This is a genomic window from Actinoallomurus spadix, from assembly GCF_024055725.1.
Classification (GTDB): domain Bacteria; phylum Actinomycetota; class Actinomycetes; order Streptosporangiales; family Streptosporangiaceae; genus Actinoallomurus; species Actinoallomurus spadix.
Map to the genome: position 1 here is coordinate 13,036 of NZ_JAMXMX010000048.1, position 14,034 is coordinate 27,069.

General features: G+C 71.0%; 15 protein-coding genes. 10 read left to right on the forward strand and 5 right to left on the reverse strand.

Annotated elements, in window-relative coordinates:
* The first annotated feature begins 216 nt into the window (after nucleotides 1-216).
* Together NE235_RS36245 and NE235_RS36250 are read left to right on the forward strand one after the other, a co-directional pair.
* Nucleotides 217-1,329 carry a PASTA domain-containing protein gene (locus tag NE235_RS36245; RefSeq protein WP_252811290.1) on the forward strand — a complete coding sequence of 371 codons (1,113 nt, stop codon included), beginning with the start codon at nucleotides 217-219 and terminating at the stop codon, nucleotides 1,327-1,329.
* Between the two features lie 145 nt (nucleotides 1,330-1,474).
* The gene (locus NE235_RS36250) at nucleotides 1,475-1,756 is read left to right on the forward strand and encodes a hypothetical protein (protein ID WP_252811292.1); all 282 of its coding nucleotides are present in this window, start codon (nucleotides 1,475-1,477) and stop codon (nucleotides 1,754-1,756) included.
* A 94-nt stretch (nucleotides 1,757-1,850) separates the two neighbouring features.
* Here NE235_RS36250 and NE235_RS36255 read toward each other — a convergent pair whose 3' ends face one another.
* Nucleotides 1,851-3,422, reverse strand: a complete 1,572-nt coding sequence (locus NE235_RS36255) for a PucR family transcriptional regulator (protein ID WP_252811294.1) — start codon at nucleotides 3,420-3,422, stop codon at nucleotides 1,851-1,853.
* 136 nt (nucleotides 3,423-3,558) lie between these two features.
* Here NE235_RS36255 and NE235_RS36260 point away from each other — a divergent pair, with 136 nt between their 5' ends.
* The 8 genes from NE235_RS36260 (at nucleotide 3,559) to NE235_RS36295 (ending at nucleotide 10,357) form a co-directional block, all read left to right on the forward strand.
* On the forward strand, nucleotides 3,559-3,762 hold the full coding sequence (locus NE235_RS36260; RefSeq protein WP_252811296.1) for a hypothetical protein: 204 nt from the start codon (nucleotides 3,559-3,561) through the stop codon (nucleotides 3,760-3,762).
* 218 nt (nucleotides 3,763-3,980) lie between these two features.
* A complete protein-coding gene (locus tag NE235_RS36265) occupies nucleotides 3,981-4,784 on the forward strand; it encodes an IclR family transcriptional regulator domain-containing protein (RefSeq protein WP_252811298.1) in 804 nt (267 codons plus the stop codon).
* A gap of 200 nt (nucleotides 4,785-4,984) precedes the next feature.
* Nucleotides 4,985-6,154, forward strand: coding sequence for a CaiB/BaiF CoA transferase family protein (locus tag NE235_RS36270; RefSeq protein WP_252811299.1), 1,170 nt, complete (start codon nucleotides 4,985-4,987; stop codon nucleotides 6,152-6,154).
* Nucleotides 6,151-6,996 (forward strand): citryl-CoA lyase, encoded by an 846-nt coding sequence (locus tag NE235_RS36275; RefSeq protein WP_252811301.1) that lies wholly within the window; start codon nucleotides 6,151-6,153, stop codon nucleotides 6,994-6,996. The genes NE235_RS36270 and NE235_RS36275 overlap by 4 nt, the downstream gene beginning before the upstream one ends.
* A 22-nt stretch (nucleotides 6,997-7,018) precedes the next feature.
* A complete protein-coding gene (locus tag NE235_RS36280; RefSeq protein ID WP_252811303.1) occupies nucleotides 7,019-7,915 on the forward strand; it encodes a DODA-type extradiol aromatic ring-opening family dioxygenase in 897 nt (298 codons plus the stop codon).
* Nucleotides 7,912-8,274, forward strand: a complete 363-nt coding sequence (locus NE235_RS36285; RefSeq protein WP_252811305.1) for a hypothetical protein — start codon at nucleotides 7,912-7,914, stop codon at nucleotides 8,272-8,274. The genes NE235_RS36280 and NE235_RS36285 overlap by 4 nt, the downstream gene beginning before the upstream one ends.
* Before the next feature lie 83 nt (nucleotides 8,275-8,357).
* Nucleotides 8,358-9,818, forward strand: a complete 1,461-nt coding sequence (locus NE235_RS36290) for an amidohydrolase family protein (protein WP_252811307.1) — start codon at nucleotides 8,358-8,360, stop codon at nucleotides 9,816-9,818.
* Nucleotides 9,819-10,036: 218 nt separating this feature from the next.
* Nucleotides 10,037-10,357, forward strand: coding sequence for a histone-like nucleoid-structuring protein Lsr2 (locus NE235_RS36295; protein WP_252811309.1), 321 nt, complete (start codon nucleotides 10,037-10,039; stop codon nucleotides 10,355-10,357).
* 334 nt (nucleotides 10,358-10,691) lie between these two features.
* Here NE235_RS36295 and NE235_RS36300 read toward each other — a convergent pair whose 3' ends face one another.
* The 4 genes from NE235_RS36300 to NE235_RS36315 form a co-directional block, all read right to left on the reverse strand.
* Nucleotides 10,692-11,132 carry a YybH family protein gene (locus NE235_RS36300; RefSeq protein WP_252811317.1) on the reverse strand — a complete coding sequence of 147 codons (441 nt, stop codon included), beginning with the start codon at nucleotides 11,130-11,132 and terminating at the stop codon, nucleotides 10,692-10,694.
* 40 nt (nucleotides 11,133-11,172) lie between these two features.
* Nucleotides 11,173-11,856 carry an NADPH-dependent F420 reductase gene (locus tag NE235_RS36305; RefSeq protein ID WP_252811311.1) on the reverse strand — a complete coding sequence of 228 codons (684 nt, stop codon included), beginning with the start codon at nucleotides 11,854-11,856 and terminating at the stop codon, nucleotides 11,173-11,175.
* 39 nt (nucleotides 11,857-11,895) lie between these two features.
* Nucleotides 11,896-12,642, reverse strand: coding sequence for an inositol monophosphatase family protein (locus NE235_RS36310; protein WP_252811313.1), 747 nt, complete (start codon nucleotides 12,640-12,642; stop codon nucleotides 11,896-11,898).
* 198 nt (nucleotides 12,643-12,840) lie between these two features.
* Nucleotides 12,841-13,782, reverse strand: a complete 942-nt coding sequence (locus tag NE235_RS36315; protein ID WP_252811315.1) for an NAD-dependent epimerase/dehydratase family protein — start codon at nucleotides 13,780-13,782, stop codon at nucleotides 12,841-12,843.
* Between the last annotated feature and the right edge of the window lie 252 nt (nucleotides 13,783-14,034).

The window sequence follows — 14,034 nt, forward strand, 5'->3', positions numbered from 1 at the left end:
CGGACGGGCCCCGACCAGACCGCCGACCGTTGCGAAGGCTCAGCCGCCGGCCGTCCGTCTTGGTCACCTCGCGGCCCCGGCCGCACGCGGGAGAAGGGGCCGGCCTGGTTTGTTCAGCATTGATTGTTCGGCTGACCTGCACGGTGACGAACAAAGATCCGAGTTCTACACCAGGGGGGTGACCACTCTCATACGGACTTGGCAACGGAGGTACTCATGACCTCATCGTCGTCACGCAGGCGTCCCGACCCCCGCGCCGTCCCGCTCGCCTTCCTGGCCAGAGTGATTCTTGCTCTGGCGGTCCTGGCCGGCCTCGGCAGTGCGGTTCTCACCTTCGGTGGTGCCGGCCACGCCGACGCCGCACCCGTGGGCCATTGCCCGCCAGGAGGCGTGACCGCTCCCTCCGGCGGCGGCGCTGCCATCACCGTGCCGAACTGCCCCAACACGAGTCCCGGCCGCAATCCCGATCCCGGCATCGACCCGGTGCCCCCGCCGGCGTGTGTCGGTGGTCAGGTCATCAGCGGGATCTGTATCCCCGGTGCGCAGTTCTCCGCGGCACAGAAGTGCCTGCTCACCGGCAACGGTCCTGGCGCTGAGGAGGATCTCCGACAGCTTTTTCTCAAGCACCTGCTCGACCAGGCGATCGCTAAGAGCGGCGGCACCGTCCTCGACCAGCGCCTGAATGGTCACCACGATCTGAAGCCGCAGGACATCGCCGATCTGATCAAGAACGGCAGCCTCAGCCCCGGCGAGATGGCGGCGGCATACGCGCAGGCGGTTCAGGATCTCGCCGAACACGCCCACGGCCAGAGCAGTACCGGGAACACCTGCGCCGATACCGGAGGCAGCCAGAGTTCTGGGGACCGGCCGGAGGAGACCGGCCCGACCAAGGGGTCCGACAGCGCGAACAGCGCCAAGACCGAAGGCGGCCAGAGCTCCGGAGACGGGACAGAAGAGACCGGCCCGAACAAGGGGTTCGACAGCGCGCACGATGGAAGCGCCACGACCGGCGAACCCGCTGCGGCGCAGGTCCCGGACTTGACCGGGAAGTCACTCGAGGAGGCCGAGCGGGAGCTCGCCGAGCATGGGTTCACGTTCAAGCGCGAGGCTCCGAGCGGTTATCGGCTGTACGTGGCAGCGGACGGGAGTGAGATCTGGATCAGGCCGGACGGTGAGGTGATCCGTACGGGACCGAAGATCGACCCTGGGCCGAACAAGCGTAATTACAGGTATCGCTATGACCAGAACGGCAATCTGCTCCCTCGTAATGACGCGAATGGGAACCCTCTGAACAACCACAACACCGGTGAGCGAGTGATCCGGCCATAACGGACGTCGGCGTCGTGGAAGTCCATTCGCCGGGTCTTGGCGTGATCGGTGGAAGATCGCGCCAAGACCCGGCGTGCAAGCCGGACTCTGAACCCGGCTTCCGGCTGGGCTTTCGATCGCCATGCGGATTCGCGATAATCGTCTCATGGCCGACCGGACACCAAGACCGATCCCTCCCATCAAGGAATTGGAACACGCGCTCGTGCAGGCGGTCGTGATCGAGGGGCGCTGGCGGGTGCGATTCACCGAGGACACTCGAGAGAGCACCTCATATGACGGCGAGGGCTTCGGAGCCACGATCGAGGAGGCTCTTCGCGCGGCGATCGGTGATTCCTACTCTCACCTTTTCGAGCCTGGTCGCGATCCACAGAGTATTTACGCGGATATGTTCGGTGGGGAATATGGCTGGAAGGAGCCTCCCGCCTGATCGCGGATGGGTCGTGTGCACCACCGGCTCTCCGGGCTGTAGGTCATTGTGGCCGCGAACCTGGCGGGCCCCGCCCTCCGGCCGTTCATCCTGATCAGGGGAGTTGCGCGAGCGCGTCGGCGCGCAGCGCCAGGAACAGGTCGACCAGGTCCTCGGTCCGGTTGACGTCGTGCCCGGTCAATTCGGCGATCCGGGCCATGCGGTTCCGCAGCGTGTTGACGTGCACGTGCAGCGCCGCGGCGGTGGCGGCCCAGTGACCGTCGTGGTCCAGGAAGGCGCGCAGGCTGGTCTCCAGCCCGCCGCCGCGTGCCGCGTCGTGCGCCCGCAGCGGGCCGAGTACGGCCGAGGAGAACCTCCGCAGCGTCTCGTGGTCCTGTCTGCCGAGCAGCAGCAGGTGGGTGTTGAGGTCGTGGTACGCCAGCACCGCCGGTCCGCCGCCGCGGCGGCGCAGGACACGGCAGGCCTCGCGCGCCTCGAGCACCGGACGGCGCAGCCCGGCCGCGTCGGGGGCGCGGCCACCGAGGCCGGCGACCAGCCGGTGGCCGCCGAACCGCGGCGCGAGGTCGGTCACCAGCCGCCGGGCGAGCGCGGTGAACTCCGCGTCCGTGCCGCGCCAGGACACGATCGCGACGACGTCCCCGCTGGCGGCCGCGGCCACCACCGGAACGCCCTGGGCCAGGAAGAAGCCGCTCACCGCGTCGCCCAGCCCGGCCGTGCCGGGGCCGTCGTCACCGGCGAACGCCAGCGCGCACACCGCGAGCGGGTGGTCCGCGTCGATCCCGAAGGCCCGCAGCCGCCCTGGGAGCCCGGCCTGCCGCTCCGATCCGGACAGCACCATGTCGAGCAGCTCGCCCGCGAACCGCATCTCGATCGCCTGCACGGCCTGCCGTTTGGCGATCTCGAGGCTGAGGAACGACGCGGCCTGCCGCAGGGCGTCCTGCTCCGCCGGGCTCAGCCCGGCCGCGGGGCGCAGGCACACCAGGCCGGCGTCCACCTCACCGAGCGCCGCGATCAGGAAGATCGTCGCGCAGCCGCTCGAACCGAGGTCGAGTTCCAGCGGCGGCGGGTGCCGGGTCAGGGCCTCGGCGACGAGGCGTGCCCGCCCGGGGTCCAGGTCGACGCCGGCCGCCGCGACGACCCGCGCCGTACGGTCGACCACGGCCAGCGGCAGGTCGTGGTCCCGGCGGAGGACCCGCAGGATCCCGGACGCCCCCGCTCCCCGCGCCATCACGTCGGCGAGCGCGTCGCCGCGCCGGACGCGGCCCAGCAGTTCCCGCTGCCGTTCCTCGGCGTACGCGGTCGCCACGGCATGGGACAGCGCGGTGAAGGGCACGTCCACCGACAGCTCGATGAGCGGCAGCCGGGCCCGCCGGCAGGCGGCGGCCAGCTCCGCCGGGACCCGGCGGACGCTGTCGCGCAGGCCGAACACGATCCCGCTCGCGCACGCGCCCGCGACGCGACCCACGAACGCCTCGGCATCACCGGCGCTCGTGCACCACAGGCCGTTCGTCAGGACCAGCTCCCGGTCCCGCAGGTAGGGGGAGGGGTCGGGCAGTTCGGTGTTGTGCACCCAGCGCATCTCGGCGTCCAGCGCCCCGTCGGCGCCGGGTTCCAGCACCCGTAGTTTCAGGGCCGGGTCGTCGACCAGGCGCCGGATCGTCACCATCCCTGGAAGTTAACACAATGGACAGCGGCAGGGACTGGAGCTTCATCCACTCTTCCCCGGCTGACGTGCGTGCTTTTGGGATCCCCACGAGAGCACGCCGCGCGACGGCACCGGAGCGCGGCTCGAGGAGGTTCCCATGTCCGCCGGAAGCATCGCCTCGGGGCATGCAGAGCCGGCGCGCTTCGACGCGCACGGGGGCGGCGGCCTGGCGCGGGCCGGCGCGCTGTTCGGCGGCGACCTCAGCCCCTGGCAGGGGCGGCTGCTGCTGGCGGCGGCCATCGCCGGCCGCCCGGACGATCCCGCCGGCGCGCTGCGGCAGGTCCTGGACCTTCGTCGGTGAGACCGGCGCGAGGGAGTGCCCCATGTGCCGGGCACTCCCTCGCGGTGATCCTCGGCGGTTTGTGCCGGACGGCTGTCCGTATAGCGGACACATCAGCGGTGCGCGCCGGGCGCGTACGTATCGCTTCGTGCGACTCGGGTCGGAGATCCGCCGCGGTGCCCGGGTATCCTCCCAGCGAGGAGCAGCCGGCTCCGCCGGAATCGGGAGGCTGTGGCAGCGTGCGTCGAGACACCGGCCCCGACTTCATCGAGTCGCTCGCGCGGGGACTGGACGTGCTGCGCTGTTTCCGGGCCGGGAGACCCGAGATGACCCTCAGCGAGGTCGCCGCCGCGACCGGCCTGGCCCGCCCGACCGCGCGCAGGGTCCTGCTGACCCTGCAGGAGCTCGGCTACGTCGCGGCGGCGGGGCGCGGGTTCGTGCTGACCCCCCGCGTCCTCGAGCTCGGCACGGCCTACATCGGCTCGCAGGGCCTGTGGGACATCGCCCGGCCGCACCTGGAGAAGCTGGCCGCGCGCACCCACGAGTCGTCGTCGATGGCGCAGCTCGACGGGCCGGACATCGTCTACGTCGCCCGGGTGGCCGTCCCGAAGATAATCTCGCTCTCGGTGACGATCGGGACCCGGTTCCCCGCCCCGGTCACCTCGCAGGGCAAGGTGCTGCTCGCGGCGCTGTCGCCGGCGGACCTGCGGAACGTGCTCACCCAGCCGGGCAGGTCCGGGATCACGCCCCGCCGGGAACGCTCCTTCGACGACCTCGAGACCGAGCTGCGGCAGGTACGCGCGCGCGGCTGGGCGCTGGCGGACGAGGAGCTGGCGGCGGGGGTCCGCTCGGTGGCGGCGCCGGTCCGCGACGGTACGGGACGGGTGATCGCCGCGATGAACGTCACCGTGCACGCCGCGGAGACCAGCGTGGAGACCCTGACCGAGCACCACCTGCCGCTCCTCCTCCACACCGCCTCCGCCGTCAGCGCGGACTGGGCGGCCTGGCAGAGCCTGCCCATCGCCACCGCGGTGAGTTCCTGACCCGGCGGGCGTCTCCTCCCGTACTCGTTCCCGGCCCGCGCTCGCGCACCCGGCCCGTACTCGTTCACTCGGTTTCCTCCGGCCGCGCGGCGCCGAACCGGGCGGAGCGGTCATCCTTGACAAAGCCGTGTGCGCGCAGCCATGGTTCTTCGACGGACAAGTGACCGCTCTGCGGACGAAGCCGAGAAGGGCGTTGCCTGATGCCATCTGCCGCCGGCCCCCTGAGCGGACTGCTGGTCGCCGACTTCTCCCGGATCCTCGCCGGGCCGTACGCCACGATGCTCCTGGCCGACCTCGGGGCCGACGTCGTCAAGGTCGAGAGTCCCGGCGGCGACGACACCCGCAGCTGGGTGCCGCCCACCCGCGACGACGTATCGACGTACTACCTGAGCGTCAACCGCAACAAGCGCTCCATCGCCCTGGACCTGAAGGACCCGGACGACCTCGGCCTCGCCCGCGAGCTCGCCGGCCGCGCGGACGTGATGATCGAGAACTTCCGTCCCGGCGGCCTGGCGAAGTACGGCCTCGACTACGACACGGTCGCCGCCGCGAACGAACGCGTCGTCTACGCCTCGATCACCGGATTCGGGTCAGGGGAGGGCGCTCACCTGCCGGGATACGACCTGATGGTGCAGGCGATCTCCGGGTTGATGAGCCTCACCGGCTCGCCCGACGGGCCGCCCTACCGCGCGGGCGTCTCCGTCTTCGACGTCATGACCGGCATGCACGCCCTGATCGGCATCCTGGCCGCGCTGAACGAGCGCCACGCGTCCGGTCTCGGCCAGCACATCGAGGTGAACCTGCTGTCGTCGGCCCTCTCCGGGCTGGTCAACCAGGCCGGCGCCTACGTCACCGGCGGAGTCGTGCCCCACCGCATGGGCAATGCCCACCCCAGCCTCTTCCCGTACGAGCCGCTGCCGACCGCCGACGGCGAGATGATCGTCATCGCGGGCAACGACCGGCAGTTCGCCGTGCTCACCGAGGTGCTCGGCGCTCCGGAGCTGGCCGGGGACCCGCGGTTCAGGACGGTCGGTGACCGGACGGCGAACCGCGCGGACCTGCGGCCGATCCTGGAGGACCTGCTGCGTGAGCGCACCCGCGCGGAGTGGTTCGACCTGCTCATCGGCGCGGGACTGCCAGCGGGACCGATCAACACGGTCCGGGAGGGCGTCGAGTTCGCCGCCGGCCTCGGACTCGAACCGGTCGTCCAGGTCGGCGAGGGCGACGCGGCGATCCCGCTGGTGCGCAACCCGATCGGCTTCTCCCGCTCCCGGGTCCGCTACGACCTGCCGCCGCCTGCTCCCGGCCAGGACGGCCGGGAGCTGCGGGAGTGGCTGCGGAACGAGAAGCACCAGGAGGGGAGCCGATGAGCGACCGCAGGTTCCCGACCTCGCTCGGGATGTCGACGACGTCGACGATCACACTGCTCGGTGAGGACCTCGCCCAGGACCTGATGGGGAAGGTCGGGCTCACCGAACTGGTCTACCGGATGGTCACGCTCCGGGTGCCCACCCCCGGCCAGGTACGGATGCTCGACGCCTGTCTCCTGGCCCTGGCCGACCACGGCTTCACCCCGACGGCGATCGCCGCCCGGCTCACGTACCTGTCCGCGCCCGAGTCCGTCCAGGGCGCGATGGCCGCCGGGCTGCTCGGCGGCGGGTCCCGGTTCCTGGGGGTCACCGAGGACTGCGGGCGGTTCCTCGACGCGGTCGTGGCGTCGTTGCCCGAGCCGCCCGCCGACGACGCCGGGTGGGACGACGCCGCGCGCGACGCGGTACGGCGGGCCCGGGCCGAGAAGCGGATCATCCCGGGGCTGGGGCACCCGGTCCACAAGGAGCTCGACCCCCGTACTCCCGCCCTGATCGCGATCGCCCGTGAGGAGGGCTGTCACGGCCCGCACCTGGCGCTGTTCGAGGCGATCGGCCGGGTGCACGAGGAGTTCCTGGGACGCCGGCTCGTCCTCAACGGCGCCGGGGTGGTCGGCGCCGCCCTGGCCGATCTCGGACTGCCGCTGCCGTTGCTGCGCGGCTTCGCGCTCCTCGCCCGCGCCGCCGGGCTGCTCGGCCAGCTGGCGGAGGAGATGCGGATGCCCGTCGGCATGGACACCTACCTGATGGTCGAGCGGAACGCCGAGTTCGTCGACCCGGCCACTCTCAACGCCGAGTTCGCCGACCCGGCCGCCGTCGCGGAGGAGCACGCCGAACCCGCCTGACCCGGAAGGAAGAGACGCGCCGATGGCCCAACTCGTCGCGATCCTCGCGACCACCCACCATCCCTTCTTCTACCGGACCAGCCGGCTCCCGCCCGACGAGGCGCCGCCGTTCGCCGCCGAGTGGGTCCGCAAGGTCGAGGCGTACCGCGAGACCCTGACGATCGCCCGGCCCGATGTGCTGGTGATGGTCGGCTCCGACCACTTCCACCAGCTCTGGCTCGACAACATGCCGCAGTTCCTGGTCGGGAAGGCGCCGTACTACGACGGCAACTGGGAGAACGAGACGCGGGAGTTCGGGCTCCCCAAGCTCCTCCTCAAGGGCGACGAGGAACTGTCGGCGTACCTGCTGCGCGAGGGCATCGACCGGGGCTTCGACCTCGCGTTCTCCAACGAGTTGCGGATCGACCACTCGATCACCTGCCCGATCTTCACGGTCCGCCCGCAGAACGACCTGCCGATCGTGCCGATCTACACCAACATCTTCGCGCCGCCGCTGCCCCGCCCCGAGCGCTTCGTGCGGCTCGGCCGGACCATCCGCGAGATCATCGACGCCTGGCCCAGCGACCTGCGGGTCGCCGTGATCGGCACCGGGCACCTGTCGCTCGAGCTCGGCGGGCCGCGGCAGTTCGGGCCGCACGGGCCCGACCCCGACTTCGACGCCCAGGCCGTCGAGTGGATCAAGAACGGCGACATCGACGGCTGCCTCCGCAACGTCACCCTCGACAGCCTGCACGCCCCGGGCAATGCCACCCACGGGTTCATGGACTTCATGCTGATGATGGGGATCGCCGGCTCCGCCAAGGCCGACTACGCCGACAACCTCGACCTCTTCCACACCATGGAGCCGTATTTCACCTGGTACCCCGATGCGGGGCTCCTGCCGGGCCTGTCCCTCGCGTCGAAGGGGTCCCTGCTGTGAGCAAGTACCTCGTGAACAAGTTCCTCTACACCGTCGACCGCGACCACGAGCTCACGGAGCGCTACCGCGAGGACCCGGCGGGCACGGTCGCCTGGTGGGAGGCCGAAGAGGCCGGCCGGATTCTTAACTGCGTTGCGGCGGAGAAGACCACCTGGCTCGCCTTCACCGACGACGAGCGGCAGGCGCTGTCCGCCCACGACCACGTCGCGCTCTTCCGGATGGGGGCGCACCCGTTCCTCACCCTCACGTTGTGGATCGCGATGTTCGAGCGTGACTTCGACGAGCCGCTCGCCATGCAGCGCGACTACGCCGCCAGGCTGGCCCACCTGGAACCGCCCTACCCCGACATCGGCACCTGACCGTCATCCGGCGCGGGACGCCGGACCGCACGCCCCCGGCACCCCTTGTTCCCGATCACGCAGCGCAGAGCGGAGATGACGACATGGCCGGAGCGAATCCGACCGTCCCGACCCCCGACGGCATCACGGCCGCGGCGGCGGTCGTCTTCCGGCACGGCACGGTGCTGACCATGGACGACCGTCGTACGGTCCACACCGACGCGGACGTCCTGGTGACCGGTGACCGGATCGAGGCGGTGGGACCCGCGCTCAAGGTCCCCGAGGGCACGGTGGAGGTGGACGCCCGCGGCGGCATCGTGCTGCCGGGCATGATCGACACGCACCGGCACATGTGGCAGACCGCGCTGCGCGGGTACGGCGCGGACTGGACGCTGACCCAGTACTTCGTGTGGAACTACCTCGAGCATGGGAAGAGGTTCCGGCCTCAGGACATCTACGCCGGCAACCTGCTGAGCGGCCTGGAGGCACTGGAGGCCGGCGTCACGACGACCGTCGACTGGTCGCACGACCTGCACACCGTCGACCACGCGGTGGCGGCGGTCGACGCGCTCCAGGAGGTGCCGGGCCGCTTCGTGTTCGCCTACGGCAACATCCAGGCGGCGCCGTGGGAGTGGGCGACGACGCCGGAGTTCCGCGACTTCGTCACGTACCGTGTGCCCCGGGGCGACATGCTCGGCCTCCAGCTCGCCTTCGACGTGACGGGCGACCCGGAGTTCCCGGAGAAGGCTGCCTTCGAGGTCGCCCGGGAGCTCGGCCTCCCGGTGACGACGCACGCCGGAGTGTGGGGCGCGACCAACGACAACGGCATCCGGCTGATGCACGAGCACGGCTTCATGACGCCGGAGACGGTGTACGTGCACGCGGCGACCCTCAGCGACGACTCCTACCAGCGCATCGCCGCGACGGGCGGCAGCGCCTCGGTCGCCGCCGAGAGCGAGTCCAGCTGCGGTCAGGGGTACCCGTCGAGCTGGGCGCTGCGCCGGCACGGCATCCCGATCTCGCTGTCGATGGACACGAGTATGTGGATGAGCGCCGACCTCTTCTCGGCCATGCGCGCCACCCTCAACGCGGACCGCACCCGCGAGCATTACGAGGCGCACGCGGAGCAGGAGACGGTCACCCACCTGAGCACGCGTACGGCCGACGCCGTCGAGTGGGCCACCCGGGGCGGGGCGAGGGCGCTCGGCCTGGACGGCGTGGTGGGCAGCCTGGAGCCGGGCAAGAAGGCCGACGTCGTGCTGATCAAGAACGACGGCTCACCGGTGATGTTCCCGATCGTGAACCCCTACGGTCATGTCGTCATGCAGGCCCAGCGCGGTGACGTCCACACCGTCCTCGTGAACGGCAGGCTCGTCAAGTATGAGAACAGGCTGGTCGGCGTGGACCTGGCCAAGGCCCGCCGGGTGGTCGAGGAGACCGTCGAGTACCTGCGCGGCGTCCTCGGGGACGAGGAGTGGGTCGCCGGGATGAACCCGGAGATCCCCGAGTCCAAGGTGCTCGACAACCCCTACACCTACACCGACTTCCGTAACGCGTCCGCCTGAGAACGCGCCGGGAACACGCCGGCGCCGGTGGAGAAGGCCTGACCGACGCCTTTTGGAATGGTGCAGGAACGGAGCGCCGTCCGCGAGCCGGGAAATCGCCGGTCGAACTGACTTTCCTTCCAGAGCGTCATCAGTGATCGTTTCCAAGCCCCGGAAGCGTCCTGCGCTGCTACCTTGGCTACAATCGTTGGGCGTAACCAATCCGGGAAGGAATGAATATGGCCGAGCAGGTCATTAAACGACTTATCGACGATCTGGATGGCAGCGAGGCGGATGAGACGGTCTCGTTCGCGATCGACGGGATCGATTATGAGATCGACCTCAGCGCCGAGAACGCGGGAATACTACGCGATCGTCTGTCGCAGTTCGTGGAGCACGGGCGGCGCGCCGGCGGTGTCCGCCGCCCTCGCGGGCGTGCGGCCTCCAGCCGCCAGCGCAGTGCGGACATCCGCGCGTGGGCCAAGGCCCGGGGGATCGAGGTCAGCGAACGCGGCCGTATCCCGGCCACGGTCATCGAAGAGTACGAACGAGCGCACTGACGCCCAGCGGCCTGTGGCTCCACGTGACCCCATGCGGTCGCCGGGTCATCGTTGGTGAGCCCTGAACCGGCCCCGGCGCTCACCGGTCACCCTCGCCGCCGGCGCCACCCGGATTCGGCCTGCCGGTCCAGTCCGCCCTGACCTGCCCCGGCGTATGTGGTCGTCGGCGTCGTTCCAGGCGTGTGTAGTAGTCCGCGCTCACCCCGGCCAGGACTTGGCGCCGTGGCGGGACAGGTCCGCCGCCACCGCCCACGACGACGTCGCCGCCTGAGCGGCACCGCCGCGCCCCGGCCTGTGAAAGGCCGGGGCGCGGCGCGCGGACTTCCGCGGCTGGTCAGGGCTCGAGGTCCGTCACTCCTCTGCCGCTCGCGATGTCGAACGGCACGGAGACCTGGTCGTGCGCGATCAGCCAATCGCCGTCGATCTTCCGGAAGCAGAAAGTTGCCCGGACCCACATGCCGTTCGTCGCCGTTCCGTTCTTCAGCGTCCCGCTGAGCCGGCCGAAGCCGTGCCCGAATGCCACCTCGTCGCCCACGGTGAGCGTCAGGTCGCGAACCTCGTAATCCACATCCTCGAAGAACGTGAACGCGGTCGCCCAGTTCTTCAGCTTCGCCGCTATTCCTGCGTGCTGCAGCGGCGGCTCGACGTCGAAGGACACGACATCCGGCGCGTAAAGCCGCTTCAGAGCGTCGAGGTCCTTGGCCCGAATCCCTTCGACGATCTCAACGACCCGCCGCCTGATCTCGGCCTCGTCCATCTCGCGCTGTGCGGGCATCGTCACTCGTCCCTCTCATCCGGCGTGGAATCTCGGTTCTTCACCGGTCCGACGACACAGCACCCCGGAATGTCAGGCCGCCCGCGGACACCGTGGCCCGGAGTCGTACGAGCGCGAGCCGGGCCGTCAGCGGGTGACCGAGATCGCGAAGGGCGTGAATCCGCTGGACCGGATCACGTGCGGCACGAACAGGATCGCGGCCTCGGTGGCCCGCGCGGTCGCGATCCCGCCGAGATCGGTGATCCACTCCTGGCGCCAGCCGAGGTCGGTGAGGAGCCCGCGGACGACCTGCTTGGCCTCCGGGTCCTCGCCGGAGAGGAAGGCGGTGGGCGCCTGGTCGAGCGCGGCGGGCGGCGGTCATGACCGGGTAGAGCATCGTGTTGAGCGTCTTGACGACGCGCGTGCCGGGGAGCGCCCGCTGGAGTCGCTCCGCGAGGCTCGAGCCGGGGTAGAGCAGGTCGGCGGGCAGTCCGTCCGGTCCGTCGACGGTGGCGTTGGAGACGTCCACGAGGATCTTGCCCTGGAGTTCCTCGCGTAGTGCGGTGAGCCGCTCCAGCGAGCCGGCGCCCGGCGTGGCGTTGATGACGATCTGGGCGGTACGGGCCGCGTCGGCGGCGGAGCCCGGCGAGCGGTCCGCCACCTTCACCTGGTGCCCGGCCCGCGTGAGGCCGCCGGCCAGTCCGCCGCCGACGCGGCCGTTTCCGAGAATGGCGATCGTGGTCATGTCGATCCGGTCCTTCCGGTGTTCGTGTCTCGTGGATGGTCAGCGGGAGAGAGTGGCGACTGCTTCGGCGTGCATTCCGGGCGCGGCGGCGAGGAAGCTCCCGCTCTCCGGGGTCCAGGGGCGGCCCTCGGCGTCGGAGATCCGCCCGCCGGCCTCGGCGACGAGCAGCGCGCCGGGGAGCAGGTCGGCGCGTGCCCCGGCGAACTGCCAGAACGCGTCGATCCGGCCGGCGGCCACGTTCAGCAGGTGCAGGGTCGCGGGCACGGAGGTCCGCACCACGAGCGCGTCGAAGAGCATCGCGGTGATCGAGGCGCCGACGCGCCGTACGACCGTCTCGTCCTCGTCCGGCCTGGCCTGGCTCGTCGCCACGACGCTCAGGCCGAGGCTCGTGGCCTCGGACACGCGCAGCGGCACGCCGTCGAGGTACGCGCCGGCGCCCGCGAGCGCGGTATAGGTCTGGCCGGTCAACGGCAGGTGGACGGCGGTCAGCACCGGCCGGTTGTCGCGAACGAGTGTGGCGGTCACCGCCCAGTCCGGCAGGCCGTGCAGGTGGTTGACGTTGCCCTCGGCCGGGTCCACGGCCCACCATTCGCCGGGAGGCAGGGCCCCGCCCTCGAGCTCCTCCTCCACCCAGCGGGCGTCCGGGCGCAGGGACGCGAGGCGGGGGCGCAGGACGCCGAGGGCCGCGTCGTCATTGGCGACGAGCGCGCGCATCAGCTCGCCGCGCGTCTGGTGGCGGACGACGTCGCCGAAGCGCTCGCGTAGCACCGAACCCGCCGCGCGCACGCTGCCGCTCGAACTGCCGCCCGCCCCGGTGTACCTGTCGTGGCACCAGCGCTATGACACCGACCGCGCACATGCCTGGCTACGCGAGCTGGCGCGGACCGCGCTGGCCGGCACGACCGGATCGAGCCGGCAACCGCGCTGACGACCCGGCGTGGCCGGGCCGGCTCCGGGACGGTACCCCGGCTCCTGCCGGTCTCGTTACGAGGCCGGTCCACCTGGAGCCGTGGCCGGGATGAGGTCCGTGGTGAGCCAAGCGGTGATCGAGTGATGCCGGGGGGACCAGCCGAGAAGGCGGTGGGCACGGGTGGCGCGAACACGGCTGTTGGAGCCCAGAGCGTGCCGGGCGAACTCGGGGTGCCAGAGGTTGTCCGGGGAATCGGGGTCCCAGGGGCGGGGGCCGGGCAGGCCGAGGGCGGTGGCGATGGCGTCGGTCATCACGGCCAACGACTCCTCGCCGTTCTCCACGAAGTAGAAGGTCCCGGGGGGCGTCCCTTCCAGGGCCAGGAGGTACAGGTCGGCGACATCGTCGATGTGGACGTTGGACCAGATGTTGCGGCCGGCGCCGACGCGCTGGACCACTCCGGAGGCGCGGGCCTGGTCGACCAGCGCGGCGATCAGGACGCTGTCCCGGGCCGGGCCTCGGCCGTGGCCGTAGATGAGGCTGTGGCACAGGACCGCGGAGCGTACGCCCTGCTCGGCGGCGGCCAGGACCAGGCGGTCGACGGCTACGCGAGCCTGACGCCGGGGATGGTCCGGTGCCCACCCCGATCCCTCGCCGAGGATGTCCTCGTCGAAGACCGTGGCGGACGCCTCGCCGTCCGTGCCGATCCCCACGATGCTGGAGCCGCTGGTATGAATCAGGGGCCTGCCCGAGCCGGCGAGCGCGGCGACCAGCGTCCGAGCCGCACCGTGATGGTCGCTGTCGGCCGCGTTGATCACAGCGTCCGCGTGGCGCGCCTGTTCGGTGAGGACGTGCGAGTCGTCCAGGGAGCCCACCACCGGCCGTACGCCGATACGGGCGAGTGCCTCGGCCTTGGCCCGGTCCCGGGTCAGCCCGGTGACGGTGTGACCGGCTCGGATCAGGCGCGTGGCGACGGTGCCACCGATGTAGCCGCTCGCGCCGGTGACGAAGACGTGCATCGAATACCTTTCGGCTGGAGACCGCGTTCCCGTGCAGCCTCGCCCCCTGCACGACCGGGCGGCAAACTCGTTTGCGGAAACAGCAAAGACCGCGGCTCGGCGCAGGGCGTACGACTCGGCCTTCGCCCGCGGACCGGGCGGCGCGTACCTGCGGAGCGGAAACACCGCGCGGTGACGTAAAGGCGCCCCTCCCACGCGGGAGCCTGGTCGGCTCGACTCGCGTGGGAGGGGCGCTCGGTTCGCCTGCGTGCC

Bases quoted from the DNA above. Each gene is read 5' to 3' on its own strand.
- NE235_RS36290 (WP_252811307.1), top strand. From the start codon at position 8,358: ATGGCCGGAGCGAATCCGACCGTCCCGACCCCCGACGGCATCACGGCC.
- NE235_RS36245 (WP_252811290.1), top strand. From the start codon at position 217: ATGACCTCATCGTCGTCACGCAGGCGTCCCGACCCCCGCGCCGTCCCG.
- NE235_RS36280 (WP_252811303.1), top strand. From the start codon at position 7,019: ATGGCCCAACTCGTCGCGATCCTCGCGACCACCCACCATCCCTTCTTC.
- NE235_RS36275 (WP_252811301.1), top strand. From the start codon at position 6,151: ATGAGCGACCGCAGGTTCCCGACCTCGCTCGGGATGTCGACGACGTCG.
- NE235_RS36295 (WP_252811309.1), top strand. From the start codon at position 10,037: ATGGCCGAGCAGGTCATTAAACGACTTATCGACGATCTGGATGGCAGC.
- NE235_RS36270 (WP_252811299.1), top strand. From the start codon at position 4,985: ATGCCATCTGCCGCCGGCCCCCTGAGCGGACTGCTGGTCGCCGACTTC.
- NE235_RS36255 (WP_252811294.1), bottom strand. From the start codon at position 3,422: ATGGTGACGATCCGGCGCCTGGTCGACGACCCGGCCCTGAAACTACGG.
- NE235_RS36250 (WP_252811292.1), top strand. From the start codon at position 1,475: ATGGCCGACCGGACACCAAGACCGATCCCTCCCATCAAGGAATTGGAA.
- NE235_RS36305 (WP_252811311.1), bottom strand. From the start codon at position 11,856: ATGACCACGATCGCCATTCTCGGAAACGGCCGCGTCGGCGGCGGACTG.
- NE235_RS36315 (WP_252811315.1), bottom strand. From the start codon at position 13,782: ATGCACGTCTTCGTCACCGGCGCGAGCGGCTACATCGGTGGCACCGTC.
- NE235_RS36300 (WP_252811317.1), bottom strand. From the start codon at position 11,132: ATGCCCGCACAGCGCGAGATGGACGAGGCCGAGATCAGGCGGCGGGTC.
- NE235_RS36260 (WP_252811296.1), top strand. From the start codon at position 3,559: ATGTCCGCCGGAAGCATCGCCTCGGGGCATGCAGAGCCGGCGCGCTTC.